The 16391-nt window shown below is 55.5% G+C and carries 8 protein-coding genes and 2 tRNA genes; 6 read left to right on the forward strand and 4 right to left on the reverse strand.

Going from position 1 to position 16391, the window contains the following annotated elements:
• The first annotated feature begins 144 nt into the window (after positions 1–144).
• The 3 genes from LVJ83_RS00730 to lysS all read left to right on the forward strand — a co-directional run bounded on the left by LVJ83_RS00730 (position 145) and on the right by lysS (position 4206).
• Entirely contained in the window at positions 145–2190 is a 2046-nt protein-coding gene (locus LVJ83_RS00730) for a M3 family metallopeptidase (protein WP_244785339.1), read from the forward strand.
• Positions 2191–2293: 103 nt separating this feature from the next.
• A tRNA-Lys gene (locus LVJ83_RS00735) sits at positions 2294–2369 on the forward strand.
• A gap of 325 nt (positions 2370–2694) precedes the next feature.
• Positions 2695–4206 carry a lysine--tRNA ligase gene (gene lysS / locus LVJ83_RS00740; RefSeq protein ID WP_244785341.1) on the forward strand — a complete coding sequence of 504 codons (1512 nt, stop codon included), beginning with the start codon at positions 2695–2697 and terminating at the stop codon, positions 4204–4206.
• 318 nt (positions 4207–4524) lie between these two features.
• Here lysS and LVJ83_RS00745 read toward each other — a convergent pair whose 3' ends face one another.
• Together LVJ83_RS00745 and LVJ83_RS00750 are read right to left on the reverse strand one after the other, a co-directional pair.
• On the reverse strand, positions 4525–5943 hold the full coding sequence (locus LVJ83_RS00745) for an alanine/glycine:cation symporter family protein (protein ID WP_244785343.1): 1419 nt from the start codon (positions 5941–5943) through the stop codon (positions 4525–4527).
• 364 nt (positions 5944–6307) lie between these two features.
• Positions 6308–6607: a hypothetical protein gene (locus tag LVJ83_RS00750; protein WP_244785345.1), complete on the reverse strand. Its 300-nt coding sequence runs from the start codon at positions 6605–6607 to the stop codon at positions 6308–6310.
• A 169-nt stretch (positions 6608–6776) separates the two neighbouring features.
• Here LVJ83_RS00750 and LVJ83_RS00755 point away from each other — a divergent pair.
• Positions 6777–6852, forward strand: a tRNA-Lys gene (locus LVJ83_RS00755).
• Between the two features lie 181 nt (positions 6853–7033).
• Here LVJ83_RS00755 and pgi read toward each other — a convergent pair.
• On the reverse strand, positions 7034–8671 hold the full coding sequence (gene pgi, locus LVJ83_RS00760; protein WP_244785347.1) for a glucose-6-phosphate isomerase: 1638 nt from the start codon (positions 8669–8671) through the stop codon (positions 7034–7036).
• Between the two features lie 295 nt (positions 8672–8966).
• Positions 8967–10196, reverse strand: coding sequence for a serine/threonine transporter SstT (gene sstT, locus LVJ83_RS00765; RefSeq protein WP_244785349.1), 1230 nt, complete (start codon positions 10194–10196; stop codon positions 8967–8969).
• A 443-nt stretch (positions 10197–10639) separates the two neighbouring features.
• Between sstT and LVJ83_RS00770 the strand changes: the two genes are divergently transcribed.
• Both LVJ83_RS00770 and LVJ83_RS00775 read left to right on the forward strand, forming a co-directional pair.
• On the forward strand, positions 10640–12484 hold the full coding sequence (locus LVJ83_RS00770; RefSeq protein ID WP_244785351.1) for an autotransporter assembly complex protein TamA: 1845 nt from the start codon (positions 10640–10642) through the stop codon (positions 12482–12484).
• 2 nt (positions 12485–12486) lie between these two features.
• Entirely contained in the window at positions 12487–16374 is a 3888-nt protein-coding gene (locus LVJ83_RS00775) for a translocation/assembly module TamB domain-containing protein (protein ID WP_425316024.1), read from the forward strand.
• Positions 16375–16391 lie beyond the last annotated feature (17 nt).

Below are 16391 nucleotides of genomic sequence, written 5' to 3' on the forward strand. Positions count from 1 at the left end.
AATATTAAGCCTCGGCAGATATTTTTAAGCAGGCTTTCTTTAGATTGCCGATTTTGCCACTATATGATTTTCATTCTTTTTTTCAGACGGCCTCAGCCACCCGGTAAAGGCCGCCGGATACCGATTTATCACAAGGAAGCTTTCATGAGCAATGTATTATTAAACCTGGCCGACGAGCCGCGTTACCACGAAATCCAAACCGCCGACATCCGCCCGGCCATGCAAACCGCGATGGCTGAAGCGCGCGCCGCCATTGCCGATGTGAAAAGCCACGCCGAGGCCACTTGGGGTAATACCGTTGAGCGCCTGACCGACATCACTGAGCGGGTAGGCCGCATCTGGGGTGTGGTGGCGCACTTGAATTCTGTGGTCGACACGCCCGAGCTGCGCGCGGTTTACAATGAGCTGATGCCCGAAGTTACCGTATTTTTTACCGAAATCGGCCAAGATATCGAGCTTTACGAGCGCTTCAAAGCCATCAAGGCCGGTGCCGGATTTGCCCGTTTGGATGATGCACAGCAAACCAAGCTCAACCACGATTTGCGCGATTTTGTATTGAGCGGTGCCGAGCTGCCGCCCGCAGAGCAGGCGCGTTTTGCCGAACTGCAAACCGAAGGCGCGCAATTGGCGGCCAAATTCAGCCAAAACGTGCTCGATGCCACTGACGCGTTTGCTCTTTATCTGGCAGACGATGGCCGTCTGAAAGGCCTGAGCAGCGATGAAAAAGCGATGTTTGCCGCTGCCGCCGAAGCAGAAGGCAAAATCGGCTACAAAATCGGCCTGCAAATGCCGCACTATCTGGCGGTGATGAAACATGCCGACGACCGTGCGCTGCGTGCCGAAAGCTACCGCGCCTATGCCACCCGCGCCAGCGAATTGGGGCAGGCCGAATTCGACAACACCGCCAACATTACCCGCCGCCTCGAAATCGCGCACGCAGAAGCCGCGCTGCTGGGCTACAACAACTACGCCGAACTTTCACTGGCCACCAAAATGGCCGATTCGCCCGCACAAGTGCTCGATTTTATGCGCGACCTCGCCCGCCGTGCCAAGCCGTTTGCCGAACAGGATTTGGCCGAGCTGGAAACGTTTGCCCGTGAAGAATTGGGCATTGCCGACCCACAGGTGCACGACCTCACCTATGCCGCCGAAAAGCTGCGCGAAGCCAAGTATGCATTTTCAGAAGCCGAAGTGAAACAATACTTTCCCGCCGACAAGGTGTTGGCCGGCCTGTTTGCCCAGATTAACCGCCTCTACGGCGTCAACCTCGCCGAAAAAACAGTGCCCGTATGGCATCCCGATGTGCGCTATTACGAATTAGAAAAAGGCGGCGCGATTATCGGCGGCGTGTATATGGATTTATACGCCCGCGAAGGCAAACGCAGCGGCGCCTGGATGAACGACTACCGCGGCCGCCGCCGTTTTGGTGCGGGCGACAAAGCAGGGCAGATTCAAACCCCGATTGCCTATCTGGTGTGCAACTTTACCCCACCCGTGGGCGGCAAACCCGCCCGCCTCACCCATGATGAAATTGTGACCCTGTTTCACGAAACCGGCCACGGCCTGCACCATCTGCTCACCCGTGTCGATGAATTGGGCGTGAGCGGCATCAACGGTGTGGAATGGGATGCGGTGGAGCTGCCGAGCCAGTTTATGGAAAACTTCACCTGGGAATACGAAGTGCTGGCCGGCATGTCGGCACATGAAACCACAGGCGAGCCGCTGCCGCGCGAATTATTCGATAAAATGCTGGCCGCCAAAAACTTCCAAGTCGGCATGTTTCTCGCCCGCCAGATGGAATTCGGTCTTTTCGATATGCTGATTTACAGTGAGGGCGATAAGGCCAAGCTCGGCAACTGGGCGCAAACCCTACAAGATGTGCGCGCTGAAGTAGCGGTGGTGCAACAGCCGGATTTCAACCGTTTTGCCAACAGCTTCGGCCATATTTTTGCCGGCGGCTATGCGGCCGGCTATTACAGCTATGCGTGGGCGGAAGTGTTGAGTGCCGATGCCTATGCTGCCTTTGAAGAGAGCGGCGATGTCAAAGCCACCGGCGCCAAATTCTGGAACGAAATCCTTGCTGTAGGCGGATCGCGCAGTGCGATGGCATCGTTTAAAGCCTTCCGCGGCCGTGAACCGAAAGTGGATGCGCTGCTCAACCATTTGGGGCTGACCGGTAAAGCCGCTTAAGTTTCGGGGTTTGAAACGTTTCAGACGGCCTGTTATATTTTTGTAATATCTGCCGCAAAAACAGTTGACAAAGAAAAGCTGTTTCTATATTATGCACGTCTTCGGGTCGTTAGCTCAGCTGGTAGAGCAGCGGACTTTTAATCCGTTGGTCGAAGGTTCGAATCCTTCACGACCCACCAGATATTCAAACCTGCTTGTGCTGCAAGCAGGTTTTTTTATATCCGCAGCTGCTTTCATGCCCATTTACAAAAATAATCTAGCGGCATTGGCTTGCCAGAGCTCGAAGAGAATCGGTTTCGCCAAGGCGCTGAAGCGGCAGCCAACCGGCCCCGTACGGGTGTATTGTCTTCGGCTCGCCGCCTTTTGTTAGCTGACTTTTGTGAATGGGTTATTCAGACGGCCTCAAGCATAGAAAAAAAACGCGAATGCGCGTAAAATGCCTACCAAAATATCGAATCAAATCAGGCTGCAACATCCGGCGGCCTGAACTTTTTTGGAAAAAACATGAGCGAACAGAATAACCCGCAAACCGAGCCGCAACTCGATGAAAACCAGATTATCACGTTGCGCCGCGAAAAACTGAATGAAATCCGCCAACAAGGCATCGCCTTTCCCAACCAGTTCAAACGCGATGCCTTTGCCGGCGATTTGCAGAAAGAATGCGGCGCGCTTGAAAAAGCCGAGCTCGATCCGCAGGCCATCCCCGTTAAAGTGGCCGGCCGCATGATGCTCAAACGCGCGATGGGCAAGGCCAGCTTTGCCACTCTGCAAGATGTGAGCGGCCAAATACAGCTCTATATCAACAACCAGGGCGTGGGTGAAGACGTACACGAAGCATTCAAACATTGGGATATGGGCGATATCCTCGGCGCCGAGGGCACACTTTTCAAAACCAATCACGGCGAGCTGACCGTGCGCGTGAGCAAGCTGCACCTGCTCTCCAAATCGCTGCGCCCGCTGCCCGACAAGCACAAAGGTCTGGCCGATCAGGAAATGAAATACCGCCAGCGCTATGTCGACTTGATTACCAACCAAGAATCGCGCGACACTTTTATCAAACGCAGCCAGATTATTCAGGCTGTGCGCAACTATATGGTCGGCGAGCGCTATCTGGAAGTGGAAACACCGATGATGCACCCGATTCCCGGCGGTGCCACGGCCAAACCGTTTGTAACCCATCACAACGCGCTGGATATGCCGCTTTATCTGCGCATTGCGCCCGAGCTGTATTTGAAACGGCTGGTGGTGGGCGGGCTGGAGCGCGTGTTTGAAATCAACCGCAGCTTCCGCAATGAGGGCATGAGCACCCGCCACAACCCCGAATTTACCATGATGGAATTCTACGAAGCCTTCTGCAATTACGAGCGCATGATGGAAATGACCGAAGGCGTTATCCGCGCCGCCGCCATTACCGCCTGCGGCAGCGCCAAAATCAGCTACAACGGCAAAGAAGTGGATTTGGAAAGCCCGTTTGAGCGCCTCACCATTCTCGAAGCGATTAAAAAATACAATCCGCACTACACCGACGAACAATTGTTTGACGAAGCCTGGCTGAAACAGGAAATCGTCAAACACGGCGAAAGCCTGCCGCCCTCGCCGGGCATCGGCAGCCTGCAACTGGCCTTGTTTGAAGGTTGCGCCGAGAGCAAGTTGTGGAACCCCACGTTTATTATCGATTACCCGATTGAAGTATCGCCGTTGGCGCGTGCATCCGATACCAAGCCCGGCCTTACCGACCGCTTCGAATTATTCGTGGTCGGCCGCGAGCTGGCCAACGGCTATTCAGAATTGAACGACCCCGAAGACCAAGCCGCCCGCTTCAAAGCGCAAGTGGCGCAGAAAGATGCCGGTGACGACGAAGCCATGCACTACGATGCCGACTATATCCGCGCCATGGAATACGGCCTGCCGCCCACCGGTGGCAGCGGCATCGGCCTCGACCGCCTGGTGATGCTGCTCACCGACGCCCCGAGCATCCGCGATGTGATTCTGTTTCCGCAGATGCGCCCGGAATAAAATATCGATAGATCAAAGCCGTCTGAAACTGGTTTTTCAGACGGCCTTTTTTTATCAGCCAAGGTCGTTCACAATACTTTTCCAGCGCAGAAGTGCCATCATGCTGCCATTCCGGAGCAGGCCTGAATCTGTGTTGAGTCGAAAAGGTGGTATTGACCGGCCTTGTATTGATTGTACAGTTTCAGTTCGCTGTCGTGTTGGCTGCTTTGATCAATGGCTATGCCGTTGGGTATTGCATAAAAAACCCGCTTTCAACAGCGGGTTTCTTGATGAGTACCAATCGGTTGGAACCGGGCATATTTTGTGCAAGCGCGGCGATTACCAAATATCCGATTTGATGCGGCGCTTGAGGCCGGGGTGTTCGGAAAGCTTGAATTCAGGCGTTTTGCCGAGCTTGAGTTTGGTGTTGTAATCTTTGAGCAGTAAAAACACCAACGGCGACAAGGCCAGAATGGCAACCAAGTTGATCAAGGCCATAATGCCCATAGAAAGATCGGCCATGTCCCATACCAGCGGCACGCTGTTGACCGAGCCGAAATACACCATAAACAGCACCATCATGCGGAACACGGTTAAAATCATCCAATGGCTTTTGATAAACTGCACATTAGATTCGGCATAGGCGTAGTTACCGATAACCGATGAAAAAGCAAACATAAACAGCACCACCGCCAGAAAATCTGCCCCCCAGGCGCCCACATGGCTCACAATCGCAGCTTGGGTAAGCTGCACGCCGCTCAAATCGGTGGTGGCGTGAACATTGGAGAGCAGCAGGATAAAGGCGGTGCACGAACACACGATGATGGTGTCGACAAACACGCCCAGCATCTGAATCATGCCCTGGCTCACCGGGTGCTTCACCTCAGCCGCTGCCGCCGCATTTGGTGCGGAGCCCTGACCGGCTTCATTGGAGTACAGGCCGCGTTTGATGCCGACCATCATTGCCTGTGAAATCATCGCGCCCAACAAACCGCCGCCGGCCGCTTCAAATTTGAAGGCATTGTCGAAAATCAGGCCGAACACATGCGGCACGGCGCTCAAATTGGTGGCAATCACAAACAGCGCCATCAACATATACAGTATTGCCATAAACGGCACCACCGCCTCGGCCACTTTTGATACCCGTCTGATGCCGCCGAAAATAATCGGTGCGGTCAGAATCACCAGGCCGACGCCGACCAGATGTTTGTTCCAGCCCCAAGCGGCTTCGGTGGCCGCCACAATCGAATTGGCCTGCACCGCGTTGTAAACCAGGCCGAAGCAGAAAATCAGGCTCAATGCAAACACCACGCCCAGCCAGCGCTGTTTCAGGCCTTGGGTAATATAATAAGCCGGGCCGCCGCGGAAATGGCCGTTTTGATGGTCGCGGATTTTAAATAACTGCGCCAGCGAAGATTCGGCAAATGCCGAGCTCATGCCGATTAACGCCGTCATCCACATCCAAAACACCGCACCGGGGCCGCCGATGGCAATGGCAATGGCCACGCCGGCAATATTGCCCACGCCCACGCGGCTGGCCAGCCCGGTCACAAAGGCCTGAAAAGGCGTAATGCCGTGAGGGTCGGTACCGGCTGCACGGCCGCCGAGCATTTCTTTGATGCTGCGGCCGAACAGGCGTACTTGTACAAACCCGGTGGCGAGTGTGAAAAACAAGCCGGTGCCCAGCAGCAGATAAACCAATCCGTCCCACAAGGGGCCGCTGAGGGCATTAACCCATTGATGAAGTTGTTCGGTCATAGTGTATTCTCCATAAATCGCTGTCGGATAAGGCCGCGGCAGCTTGTGAGCGGCATTTTAATCTATTCGTCACAAAAATTGTAATTTTTTTACAATGTTGAAATGTATGTTTTTAAAGGATAAGGGCGGGAGGTTTTAATTTAAATTGTTAACAATAAAGCAAATCCGTGCCGTTGCAGCAAAAGCATGAGGCCGTCTGAAAAGGTTTCAGACGGCCTCATGCCAGCCGTTTATACCCATTCATAATAAGTAAGCGAACAAGACGGCAAACCGAACACAGTACAGGTAGTGTGAAACCGGTTCTTTTTGGGCTCAGGCAAGCCGGTGCCGTTAGGTTATTTGGGTGAATGGGTATTATTGGGGCTTATTTTACGCTTTCTTTGGCTTTTTCAGCCGCTTCTTTGGCTGCCGCTACGGCATCGGCTGCCGCATCTTTGGTGGCATCGGCTGCGGTTGAGGCCGCTTCTTTGGTGGCGTCGGCGGCTTTGGCGCCGGTTTCTTTGGCAGCTTCGGCAGCGGCACCTACGGCGGAAGCCGCTTCATTTTTGGCATCGCGCACATCAGAAGCCACGGCTTGGGCGGCTTCTTTGGTTTCCTGTTTGGTTTCTTGCGAGCAAGCGGCCAGGGCGGCAATCATCAATGCAGCGGTCAGAAATTTTTTCATTCTCTTCATCCTTAAAGTAACAATATCAATGGTCGCAAAATCATAGCACAAGCCTTTTCCACTTGTATATTTTTATTGCGGCTTGCGCGATTCAGACATGCGCCCGGTTGTGCGGCGGTAAAAAATGCTTGACAGCCAAAAACAGCATTTTTATAATACGCAGCTTGTCGGGTCGTTAGCTCAGCTGGTAGAGCAGCGGACTTTTAATCCGTTGGTCGAAGGTTCGAATCCTTCACGACCCACCAAATCATTAAAGCCTGCTTGGTTATTGCCAAGCAGGCTTTTTGATTTTCAGGCCGTCTGAAAGCCATGCAAATATGCTTTTCAGACGGCCTTAGCTTTATATGCGCAATCTGTATAACAACCTGGCTGCGCGGCTTTGCATGCAGGCGCGAAAACGCGGCCGGACTGTTTGGATCGGATGATTTATTCCGTTGCGTTGCAGCGGCGGTAATAGGCAATCAGGCCGCAGGTGGAGCTGTCGTGTGCCGAGATGTCGCTGCGGTTCAACTCCGGCTCGATGGTTTTGGCCAGCACTTTGCCGTATTCCACGCCCCATTGGTCGAAAGGATTGATGCCCCAAACCACGCCTTGTACAAAGATTTTGTGTTCGTACATGGCCATCAGCATGCCCAAATTAAACGGGTTGAGTTCGTCCAGCAAAATGGTGTTGCTGGGCTGGTTGCCGGGAAAGGTTTTTTGCGGTGCCAACGCTTCACGTTCGGCTTCGGGCAGGCCGGCCAATTCGGCACGGGCTTCGGCCAGCGTTTTGCCGCGCATAAAGGCTTCGGTTTGGGCGAAGGCGTTGGCCACTACAAAGCGGTGTTGGCGGCCGACCCGGTAAGGGGTGCGCATGGGCACGATAAAATCGCTGGGAATCAGGCGGGTGCCTTGATGTAAAAGTTGGAAGAAGGCATGCTGGCAGTTGACGCCTTCTTCGCCGAATACGATGGTGCCGGTGTCGCAGCCGACGGTTTGGCCGTGCAGGGTGCGGTTTTTGCCGCTGCTTTCCATGTCGAGCTGTTGCAGATAGCCGGGCAGGCGGCGCAGATTGTGGCTGTAGGGCACCACGGCCTGGCCGGGCGCTTGGTGGAAGTTGTTGTACCAGATGCCGAGCAGTGCCAGAAGTACGGGAATATTATGGCGGTAAGGTGTGTTGAAAAAATGGTTGTCCATGGCATGGGCGCCGGCCAGAAAGTGGCGGAACTTGCTTTCGCCCACGGCCACCATCACCGGCAGGCCGATGGCCGACCAAACCGAATAACGGCCGCCCACCCAGTCGAACATGGCAAAAACGTTGTCAGCGGCAATGCCGAAATTGCGGGCGGCGGCGACATCGCTGGAAATGGCCACGAAATGGCGGGCGATGTCGGCTTCGTGCAGCCCCTGCTCGCGAAACCAGCTGCGCGCGGCGTGGGCGTTGAGCAGGGTTTCGGGGGTGCCGAACGATTTGCTGGCCACACAGAATACGGTGGTTTCGGCGCACAGACCGGCGAGCACCGGGGCGATATCGGCATCGTCGGCGTTAGAAACGAAATGCACGCGCACGTTTTTATGATAGGGCCGCAGGGCTTGCACGGCGAGCTGCGGGCCGATATCCGAGCCGCCGATGCCGATATGCACGAAATCGGTGATGCGCTTGCCGGTGGCGCCGCTGTGGCTGCCGTTAATCAGGCTTTCGGCAAAGGCCAGTGCGCGGTCGAGTTCGTGGTGGATTTTGGGCAGCACGTTTTCGCCGTCTACCCTCACCGGAGCGGCATCGGCCGGCAGCCGCAGGGCGGTATGCAAGACGGCGCGGCCTTCGCTGATGTTGATTTTATCGCCCCGGCGCATGGCTGCGGCTTCTTCGGCCAAGCCTGCCGTTTCGGCAAGCTGGCAGAGCAGATGCAGGGTTTCTTCGCTGGCGCGGTTTTTGCTGTAGTCGAACAACAGGCCGGGCAGGGTTTCGTGCATGCGCTCGAAACGTTGCGGGTCTTGTTCGAATTGTGTGCGCATATGCACGTCGGCATGTTGTTGCCGGTGTTGTTGCAGGGTTTGCCAAATCGGGCTTGCAGTTATTTTCATAAGTCGGGTTCCGGTGGGCGCTCAGCCGGGGCTGATGCACAAAGTTATCAAGAATAACAGGTGTATGCCATTTGGTTCAGACGGCCTTGATTATAATCGGCATCGCGGCCTCGGGCGGAATAAATGTGATGTTGTTTGATGTAGTATAGCAACTTTGCTGCGAAAGTTTGATGTCAGCCGCCCGGCGGCGCTAAAAATACCGGCAGCGGTCAAAGCCGTTATCGGGCAGAGAAAAGGCCGTCTGAAAATAGGGCGGGCATATTTTCAGACGGCCTTTTATGATGAAAAGTTTTGATTAAAGCCCGGTTTGCCCGCGTTGGCGGCCCAAATCGGCAGCGGCGGTAAACAGCACGTCGGTGGAGGAGTTGAGCGCTGTTTCGCAAGAATCTTGCACCACGCCGATGATAAAGCCCACGGCCACAACCTGCATGGCCACATCGTTGGAAATACCAAACAGGCTGCACGCCAGCGGAATCAGCAGCAGCGAGCCGCCGGCCACGCCCGACGCGCCGCAGGCGCTGATGGTGGCCACCAGGCTGAGCAGCAGCGCCGTGGCGAAGTCTACCGAAATGCCCTCGGTGTAGGCGGCGGCCATGGCCAGCACGGTAATGGTGATGGCTGCGCCGGCCATGTTGATGGTGGCGCCGAGCGGAATCGAGATGGAATAGGTGTCTTCATGCAGGTTCAGCTTTTTCGCCAGCGCCATGTTTACCGGAATATTGGCGGCGGAACTGCGGGTGAAGAATGCGGTCATACCGCTTTCACGCAGGCAGGTGAAAACCAGCGGGTAGGGGTTGCGGCGGATTTTCCACCACACGATGGCGGGGTTGACCACCAAGGCGATAAACAGCATGCAGCCCACCAACACCATCAGCAGCCGGGCATAGCCGGCCAGCGCACCGAAGCCGGTTTCGGCAATGGTGGAGGCCACTAAGCCGAAAATACCCAGCGGTGCAAAGCGGATCACCCAAGTCACCACTTTGGAGATGGCGGCGGCCAAGTCGGCAATCATGGTGCGGGTGCCTTCAGAAGCATGGCGCAAGGCGAAACCGATCACCAGCGCCCAAGCCAAAATGCCGATATAGTTGGCATTGGCAAGGGCGTTGACGGGGTTGGCCACCAAGTTCATCAGCAGCGTTTTCAGCACTTCGGTAATGCCGGAGGGCGGCGCCACATTGACATCACCGGCATGCACCAAGGCAATCTCAGTGGGAAACAAAAAGCTGGCGGCCACGGCAGAGGCTGCGGCCAGAAAGGTGCCGATCATATACAGCACCACAATCGGCTTGATGTAGGCTTCGTTGCCTTTTTGGTGTTGGGCGATGGCCGCCATCACCAACACAAAAATCAGCACCGGCGCCACGGCTTTGAGTGCGCCGACAAACAAATTGCCGAACAGCCCCGCCGCAATGCCGGCCGAAGGCGACAGCCAGGCCACTAAAATACCCAAAATCAAGCCGATGACAATTTGTTTGACCAAGCTGACTCGGTTGATTGCATTCAGTATCGGATTTCCGCTCGCCATCACGATTCCTTTTTAAGATTAAATCATGTTAAGAAAAGATAACATTGTAGAATAAAATATCATACATGGGCGATGTGTTGTTGAAAATAGCAGAAAAGATTAAATAAGAAATATTTTATGCAATAAATTTTTATTTATCAGAAAAATTAAGTCATAATGATATTAAATAGCAATGATTGTGGGCATAAATTATTATGGCAATCGGCCGGCAAGCTAAGATTGTTAACAATTTTGAGTCGGTAATTTTGAAACAGGCCGTCTGAAACCCAAGCAGCGTTTTGTAAAAAACGAATGATTATTCTGATAAAACTGTTTCAGACGGCCTCAAACAGACAAATTTTAATGTTAGAATCAGGCCTTTCGTTTGACTCTTTATTGAATGCCGCTAGGGCATCCTGATTATTTTGCATAGTGAGGATACCTTGGCGTCGGTGCATGATTTCATGAAAAAACAGACTTCCGTTTTATTGCTGACCACACTTTCCCTCGCATGCGCCCGCGCTTTTGCGGCAGATTCTGCGCCCGTGGCTGAAGATTATGTGCCCGCCGGCAGCGTGCAGGCTGCCAAAGAAAAAGAAAGCGATGCCGATGAGTCGAAAGTTTTGGTGCCTAAATATCCGGTGGATATCCAAACCGATAATGCCGAAATCAAAGCCATGCTCGAAGAGCATCTGCCGCTGATTACCCAGCAGCAGCAAGAAGTGCTCGACCGCGAGCAAGTGGGCTTTTTGGCAGAAGATGCGCCCGAGCATGTGCAAACCATGCTCAAAACCAGAGGGTATTTCAACGGCCGCGTCAACGTGTCGCCCGCGGGTGAAGGCTATGTGGTGCAGGTCAGCCCGGGGCCGCAAACCACGATCGACAATGTCGGCGTGGCCATTGTCGGCGATGTGCTGCAAGACAACGATTTGTCGTTGTATTATAAAAATGCCATGGGCAATTGGTCGCTGCCGGTGGGGGATGCGTTCAGCCAAAACGAGTGGAGCAGCAGCAAAACCTCGGTATTGTCGGCGGTAACGCGCAAAAAATACCCGCTGGCCCAAATGACCCACTCGCAGGCCACCATCGATCCCAACACCAATAAAGCCGATTTGAATGTGGTGGTCGACAGCAAACAGCCGGTATTTTTCGGCGAATTCGAAATCACCGGCACCCGGCGCTATCCCGAAAGCGTGGTGCGCGGGCTGGCACGTTTCGAACCCGGCGCCCCTTATGATTTAGACCAATTGCTCGACTACCAGCAGGCGCTGGAGCAAGACGGCCATTATTCGGGCGCTTCGGTGCAGGCCGACTTCGATAATATGCAAAACGACCGTGTGCCGGTTAAAGTGGCGGTGTCGGAAGTCAAACGGCAAAAGCTCGAAGTGGGCATACGCTACGATTCCGAATACGGCCCCGGCGGCCGCGTGGGTTACGACCATTACAATCTGTTTAACCGCGGCTATATCGGCTCGGTGGTGGTGGATGCCGACAAATACGAAACCACGGTAGCCGCCGGTATCAGCCAGCCGCGCAACAGCAACGGCCATTACTGGACCACCAACGTATCCTACACCCGCTCCACCACCCAAAACCTTGAAAAAAACGCCCTGACCAGCGGCATCTGGCGGGTGCGCGACCGCAACAACATCGAATCGCGCCTCGGCCTCGAATACATTACCGAAAGCCGCCGGGTGCCTTATACCAATTATGATTTGGGGCGCAGCCACGCCACCATGCTGACGGCCTCATGGAAGCGCCAGAATATCGAAACCGATTTGCGTCCCGAAAACGGCTATTACCTCGACGGCAAAATCGGCGCCACTTTGGGCACGCTGCTCTCATCCACCACCGTGGCGCGCGGTACCGCCCGTGCCGGTTATTACTACACGCCCGAAAACAAAAAAATCGGCACCTTTATCGTGCGCGGCCAAACCGGTTATGTGTATGCCAAAGAAAGCGATGATGTGCCCTCAACATTGCAGTTCCGCACCGGCGGCGCCACTTCTGTGCGCGGCTATGAGCTCGACAGCATCGGCCTGGCCGGGCCCAACGGCTCGGTGCTGCCCGAACGGGCATTGGCCGTGGCCAGCTTCGAATACCAATATCCGGTCACCAAAAGCTTTTCTGCCGCCGTCTTCCACGATATGGGCGATGCGGCGCTGAATTTCAAACAAATGGAAATGAAACACGGCACCGGCGTGGGGGTGCGGTGGTTCAGCCCGGTTGCACCGTTTTCTTTCGACGTGGCTTACGGGCATAATGACAAAAAACTTCGCTGGCACATCAGCCTGGGAACCCGGTTTTAATGATGACGCAACCTAACGATACCCTTCCGATGCCGTCTGAAAGCCCTGAAGCGGACGACGGCAACCGCAAACCCGACCCGAAACATGCGGGCAAAAAGCGCCGGCTGAAAAACATTTTGGCAGCGGTGGTGGTGCTGTTGCTGCTGCTGGCCGGTTTTGCCGCCTGGCTGGTTTCGACAGAATCAGGCCTGCGTTTCGGCCTGTATAAACTGCCGGCATGGTTCGGTGTCAACATCAGCTCGAAAACCTTGCAAGGCACGCTGCTGAAAGGCTTTAACGGCGATGAATGGCGCATCGAAACCGAAGGTGCCGACCTTGATATCAGTAGTTTCGTGTTTACCTGGCAGCCGCAGGAATTGTGGCAGCAAACGCTGCACATCCAGCGCATTGCCGCCGGCGACATTCATATTGTCGGCAAAGACACGCCGCCGAAAGAAACACAACCGGCCTCAGGCCTGCCCGACAGCGTTGATTTGCCGGTGCAGGTATTGATCGACAGCATCGAAGTGGGGCAGATCAGCAGCGGCAGCAAAGAAAACGTGCTCGCCAAGCTGGCGCGCGCCCGCTATGTTTACAATCAACAGCAAGGCCACCGCCTGACGCTGGCTTCTTTGCAAACGCCCTGGAGCCAGTCGGGCGGCGATATCACGCTGGCCACCGCATCCCCCTTCGCTCTGGCCGGTCAAATCGACACGGCCGGCATACTCGATGAAGTGGCGGTGGAAAACCAAATTATCCTCAACGGCAGCCTGCAAGACATCGGCCTACATCTGGGCTTGGCCGGCGAAGGCATCAGCCTGACCGCTTCCTCACAGTTACATCCGTTTGCCGCCGCGCTCAACGATAAAATCGACCATATCGAAATGAAAGGCGTGGGCATTAATCCGCAGGCATTTGTGAAGAGCATGCCCAAAGCCGATTTAGACTTTGATGCCACCGTGGTGCCGGCATTTGCACAAGGCGTGGCGCTGGAAGGCTCTATCGACCTGGCCAACCGCGCCCCCGCGCCGGCCGATGCCGGCGGCCTGCCCGTGCGTACATTGCTCGGCAACTTTACGGTAGGCGATAACGGGGTATTAACCATTCAAGATACCGTTGCCACTTTGCTGCAACGCGGCACGGTGGAGCTGGCCGGCAGCGTGGATACCGGTGCGCAGCAATTGGATTTGGCCGTATTGCTGAAAAATATTGCCGCCGCCGATGCGCTGAAAGAGCCTTTGGCGGGCAGCCTCAACGGCGACATCACTGTCAAAGGCGGCTACAACGCCCCCGAAACTGCGTGGACGTTCGATATCGGCCATGCTCTCAGCACCGGGGTGATGCAGATGCAGACCGACACCGCTTTAGGCCAGCAAACGCTGTTGCTGAAAAAAGTGCAGGTTCTGCCCAAAGAAGGCGGCGAGCTGAATGCCGAAGGCTTTCTCGAGCTGTTTCAAAACCGGCGTCTGAAGTTGGCGCTCAACAGCAAAAATTTCAATCCGGCCAAACTCAACGCCGCGTTTCCGAGCGGTAATGTTAACGGCGAAATCGATGTAGACGGCGAATTGGCCAGCACTAAATTCAGCGGCAAGATGCAATTCGGCCAAAGCGTGCTCTCCGGCGTGCCGCTGCGCGGCAGCGCTGATGTGGTGTATGAAGAGCAGCACCTCAGCCGCGCATTGGCCGATGTTTTGCTCGGCCGCAACAGCATTAAGGCCGACGGCAGCTTTGGTAAGGCGGGCGACCGTCTCAATCTCGATATCAACGCCCCCGATTTGGAAAAATTCGGTTTCGGCCTCAGCGGTTTGGTGACGGCCAAAGGCTATATGGCGGGTGAACTGAAAAAAATTGAGGCCAACCTGAGCGGGCGGGCGCGCAATTTGCGCTTGAATAATCTGGTGCAGGTCAACGATTTGGATTTCAAACTGCAAGGTTCGCCCGATTACAGCCGTCCGCTGGATATCGAGTTGAAAGGCAACCGTATCATCGTGCCCGGCCAGGGCGGGTCCACCGTGATTGATGCGGTCAACCTGTTTGCCAAAGGCACCGGCCGCAACCACACCATCCGCGGCGGCGGCAGCATGGCGCTGGCGGACAAGCATTACAAATTGGAAATCGATGCCAACGGCGGCCTGAACGATCAAAACCAATGGAAGGGCAACGTGAATGTGCTGGATATCAGCGGCGCCTTCAATCTCAAGCTGCAAAACCGCATGGCGCTGGAAGCGGGTGCCGAGCGCGTAACCATGAGCGCGGCCCGCTGGGCGGCCATGGGCGGCACGCTGAATCTGGAAAATTTCGTGTGGGATAAAACCAACGGCATTACCACCAAAGGCAATGCCGCCAATCTGGCCGTGTCGCAGCTGCATAATTTTTACACACCACCGGTCGAACACAATCTGGTGCTCAGCGGCGATTGGGATATGTCGTACAGCCAAAATGCCCGCGGCTATCTGAATATCCGCCGCCAAAGCGGCGATATCGTGCTGCCGCACCGCAATCAGGTATTGGGTCTGGGCGCGCTTTCGTTAAATACCCGTTTTCAAAACGGGCGCATCGACAGCACGCTCGACGGCGTAACCGCCTACGGCAATGTCAACGGCAATCTGATTGTCAGCCAGCAGTTCGGCAATGACATCATGCAGGCGCCGATTAGCGGCAACCTGCGCATCAGCGCCCCCAATCTGGAAAGCTTCCGCAATTTTCTGCCCATCGGCCAAAGCCTGCGCGGCAGCCTGATGGGCGCGGCCACCATCGGCGGGCGTGTGGGCGAGCCGCAGTTTAACGGCACGCTCAACGGCGACAACCTCTATTACCGCAACCGTGATCTCGGCCTGATTCTCGACAACGGCAGCCTGCGCTCACGTCTGCAAGGCCAACGCTGGTATATCGACAGCCTGCGTTTCCAACGCGGCGGCACAGTAACCCTCAACGGCAGCATCGGCATGGTCGGCTCGTCGCCCGATGTCGACGTAACCGCCTTGTTCGACCGTTACAGCACCCTCGACCAGCCTAACCGCCGCCTCACCCTCAGCGGCGATGCCAAAATGCTCTACACAGAAGCCAACGGCGTTACCCTCACCGGCACGCTGCGCGCCGATTCCGGCCATTTCGGCTTTCAGAAAAGCGGCATGCCCACGCTGGGCGATGATGTGGTGGTGCTGGGCGAGCCGGAAAAAGAAGCCGCCTCGCCCACCTTAATCAGCATGAATCTGATTCTGGATTTGAACAATGCCGTGCGCTTCAGCGGCGAAGGGCTGGATGTCACCCTTGGCGGCCAGCTCAATCTGATTGCCCAACCGGGCCAAGACGTACAGGCCATCGGCACCGTGAACGTGGTGAAAGGGCGCTATAAAGCCTATGGGCAGGATTTGGACATTAGCAAAGGCAATATTTCATTCGTGGGGCCGCTCTCCAACCCCAATCTGAATATCCGCGCCGAGCGCAGGCTCTCGCCGGTGGGCGCCGGTGTGGAAGTGTTGGGCAACCTCAACAACCCGCGCATCACGCTGGTGGCCGACGAGCCGATGAGCGAAAAAGACAAGCTTTCCTGGCTGATTCTCAACCGTGCCAGCAGCGGCAGCGACGGCGATGAGGCCGCACTGGCCGCCGCAGCCGGCGCATTGCTGGTCGGCGGCATCAACGACCGCATCGGCTTGGTAGACGATTTCGGCTTCACCAGCCGCCGCAGCCGCAACGCCCAAACCGGCGAGCTCAACCCTGCCGAACAAGTGCTGACCGTGGGCAAGCAGATTTCCAACGAGCTCTACCTCGGCTATGAATACGGCATGGAAAGCGCCGAGCAATCGGTGAAGCTGGTGTATCAGCTCACCCGCGCCGTTCAGGCCATTGCCCGTGTCGGCAACGAATCGTGGGGCGGCGAATTGAAATACACCATCCGTTTCGATTGATCGCCATAAACATCAAC

Source organism: Uruburuella testudinis (assembly GCF_022870865.1).
Taxonomy (GTDB): domain Bacteria; phylum Pseudomonadota; class Gammaproteobacteria; order Burkholderiales; family Neisseriaceae; genus Neisseria; species Neisseria testudinis.

What these genes read in the sequence shown, in the direction of transcription:
- lysS (WP_244785341.1), top strand. Translation starts at nt 2,695, where the DNA reads ATGAGCGAACAGAATAACCCGCAAACCGAGCCGCAACTCGATGAAAAC.
- LVJ83_RS00770 (WP_244785351.1), top strand. Translation starts at nt 10,640, where the DNA reads ATGAAAAAACAGACTTCCGTTTTATTGCTGACCACACTTTCCCTCGCA.
- LVJ83_RS00750 (WP_244785345.1), bottom strand. Translation starts at nt 6,607, where the DNA reads ATGAAAAAATTTCTGACCGCTGCATTGATGATTGCCGCCCTGGCCGCT.
- LVJ83_RS00775 (WP_425316024.1), top strand. Translation starts at nt 12,487, where the DNA reads ATGACGCAACCTAACGATACCCTTCCGATGCCGTCTGAAAGCCCTGAA.
- LVJ83_RS00730 (WP_244785339.1), top strand. Translation starts at nt 145, where the DNA reads ATGAGCAATGTATTATTAAACCTGGCCGACGAGCCGCGTTACCACGAA.
- pgi (WP_244785347.1), bottom strand. Translation starts at nt 8,671, where the DNA reads ATGAAAATAACTGCAAGCCCGATTTGGCAAACCCTGCAACAACACCGG.
- sstT (WP_244785349.1), bottom strand. Translation starts at nt 10,196, where the DNA reads ATGGCGAGCGGAAATCCGATACTGAATGCAATCAACCGAGTCAGCTTG.
- LVJ83_RS00745 (WP_244785343.1), bottom strand. Translation starts at nt 5,943, where the DNA reads ATGACCGAACAACTTCATCAATGGGTTAATGCCCTCAGCGGCCCCTTG.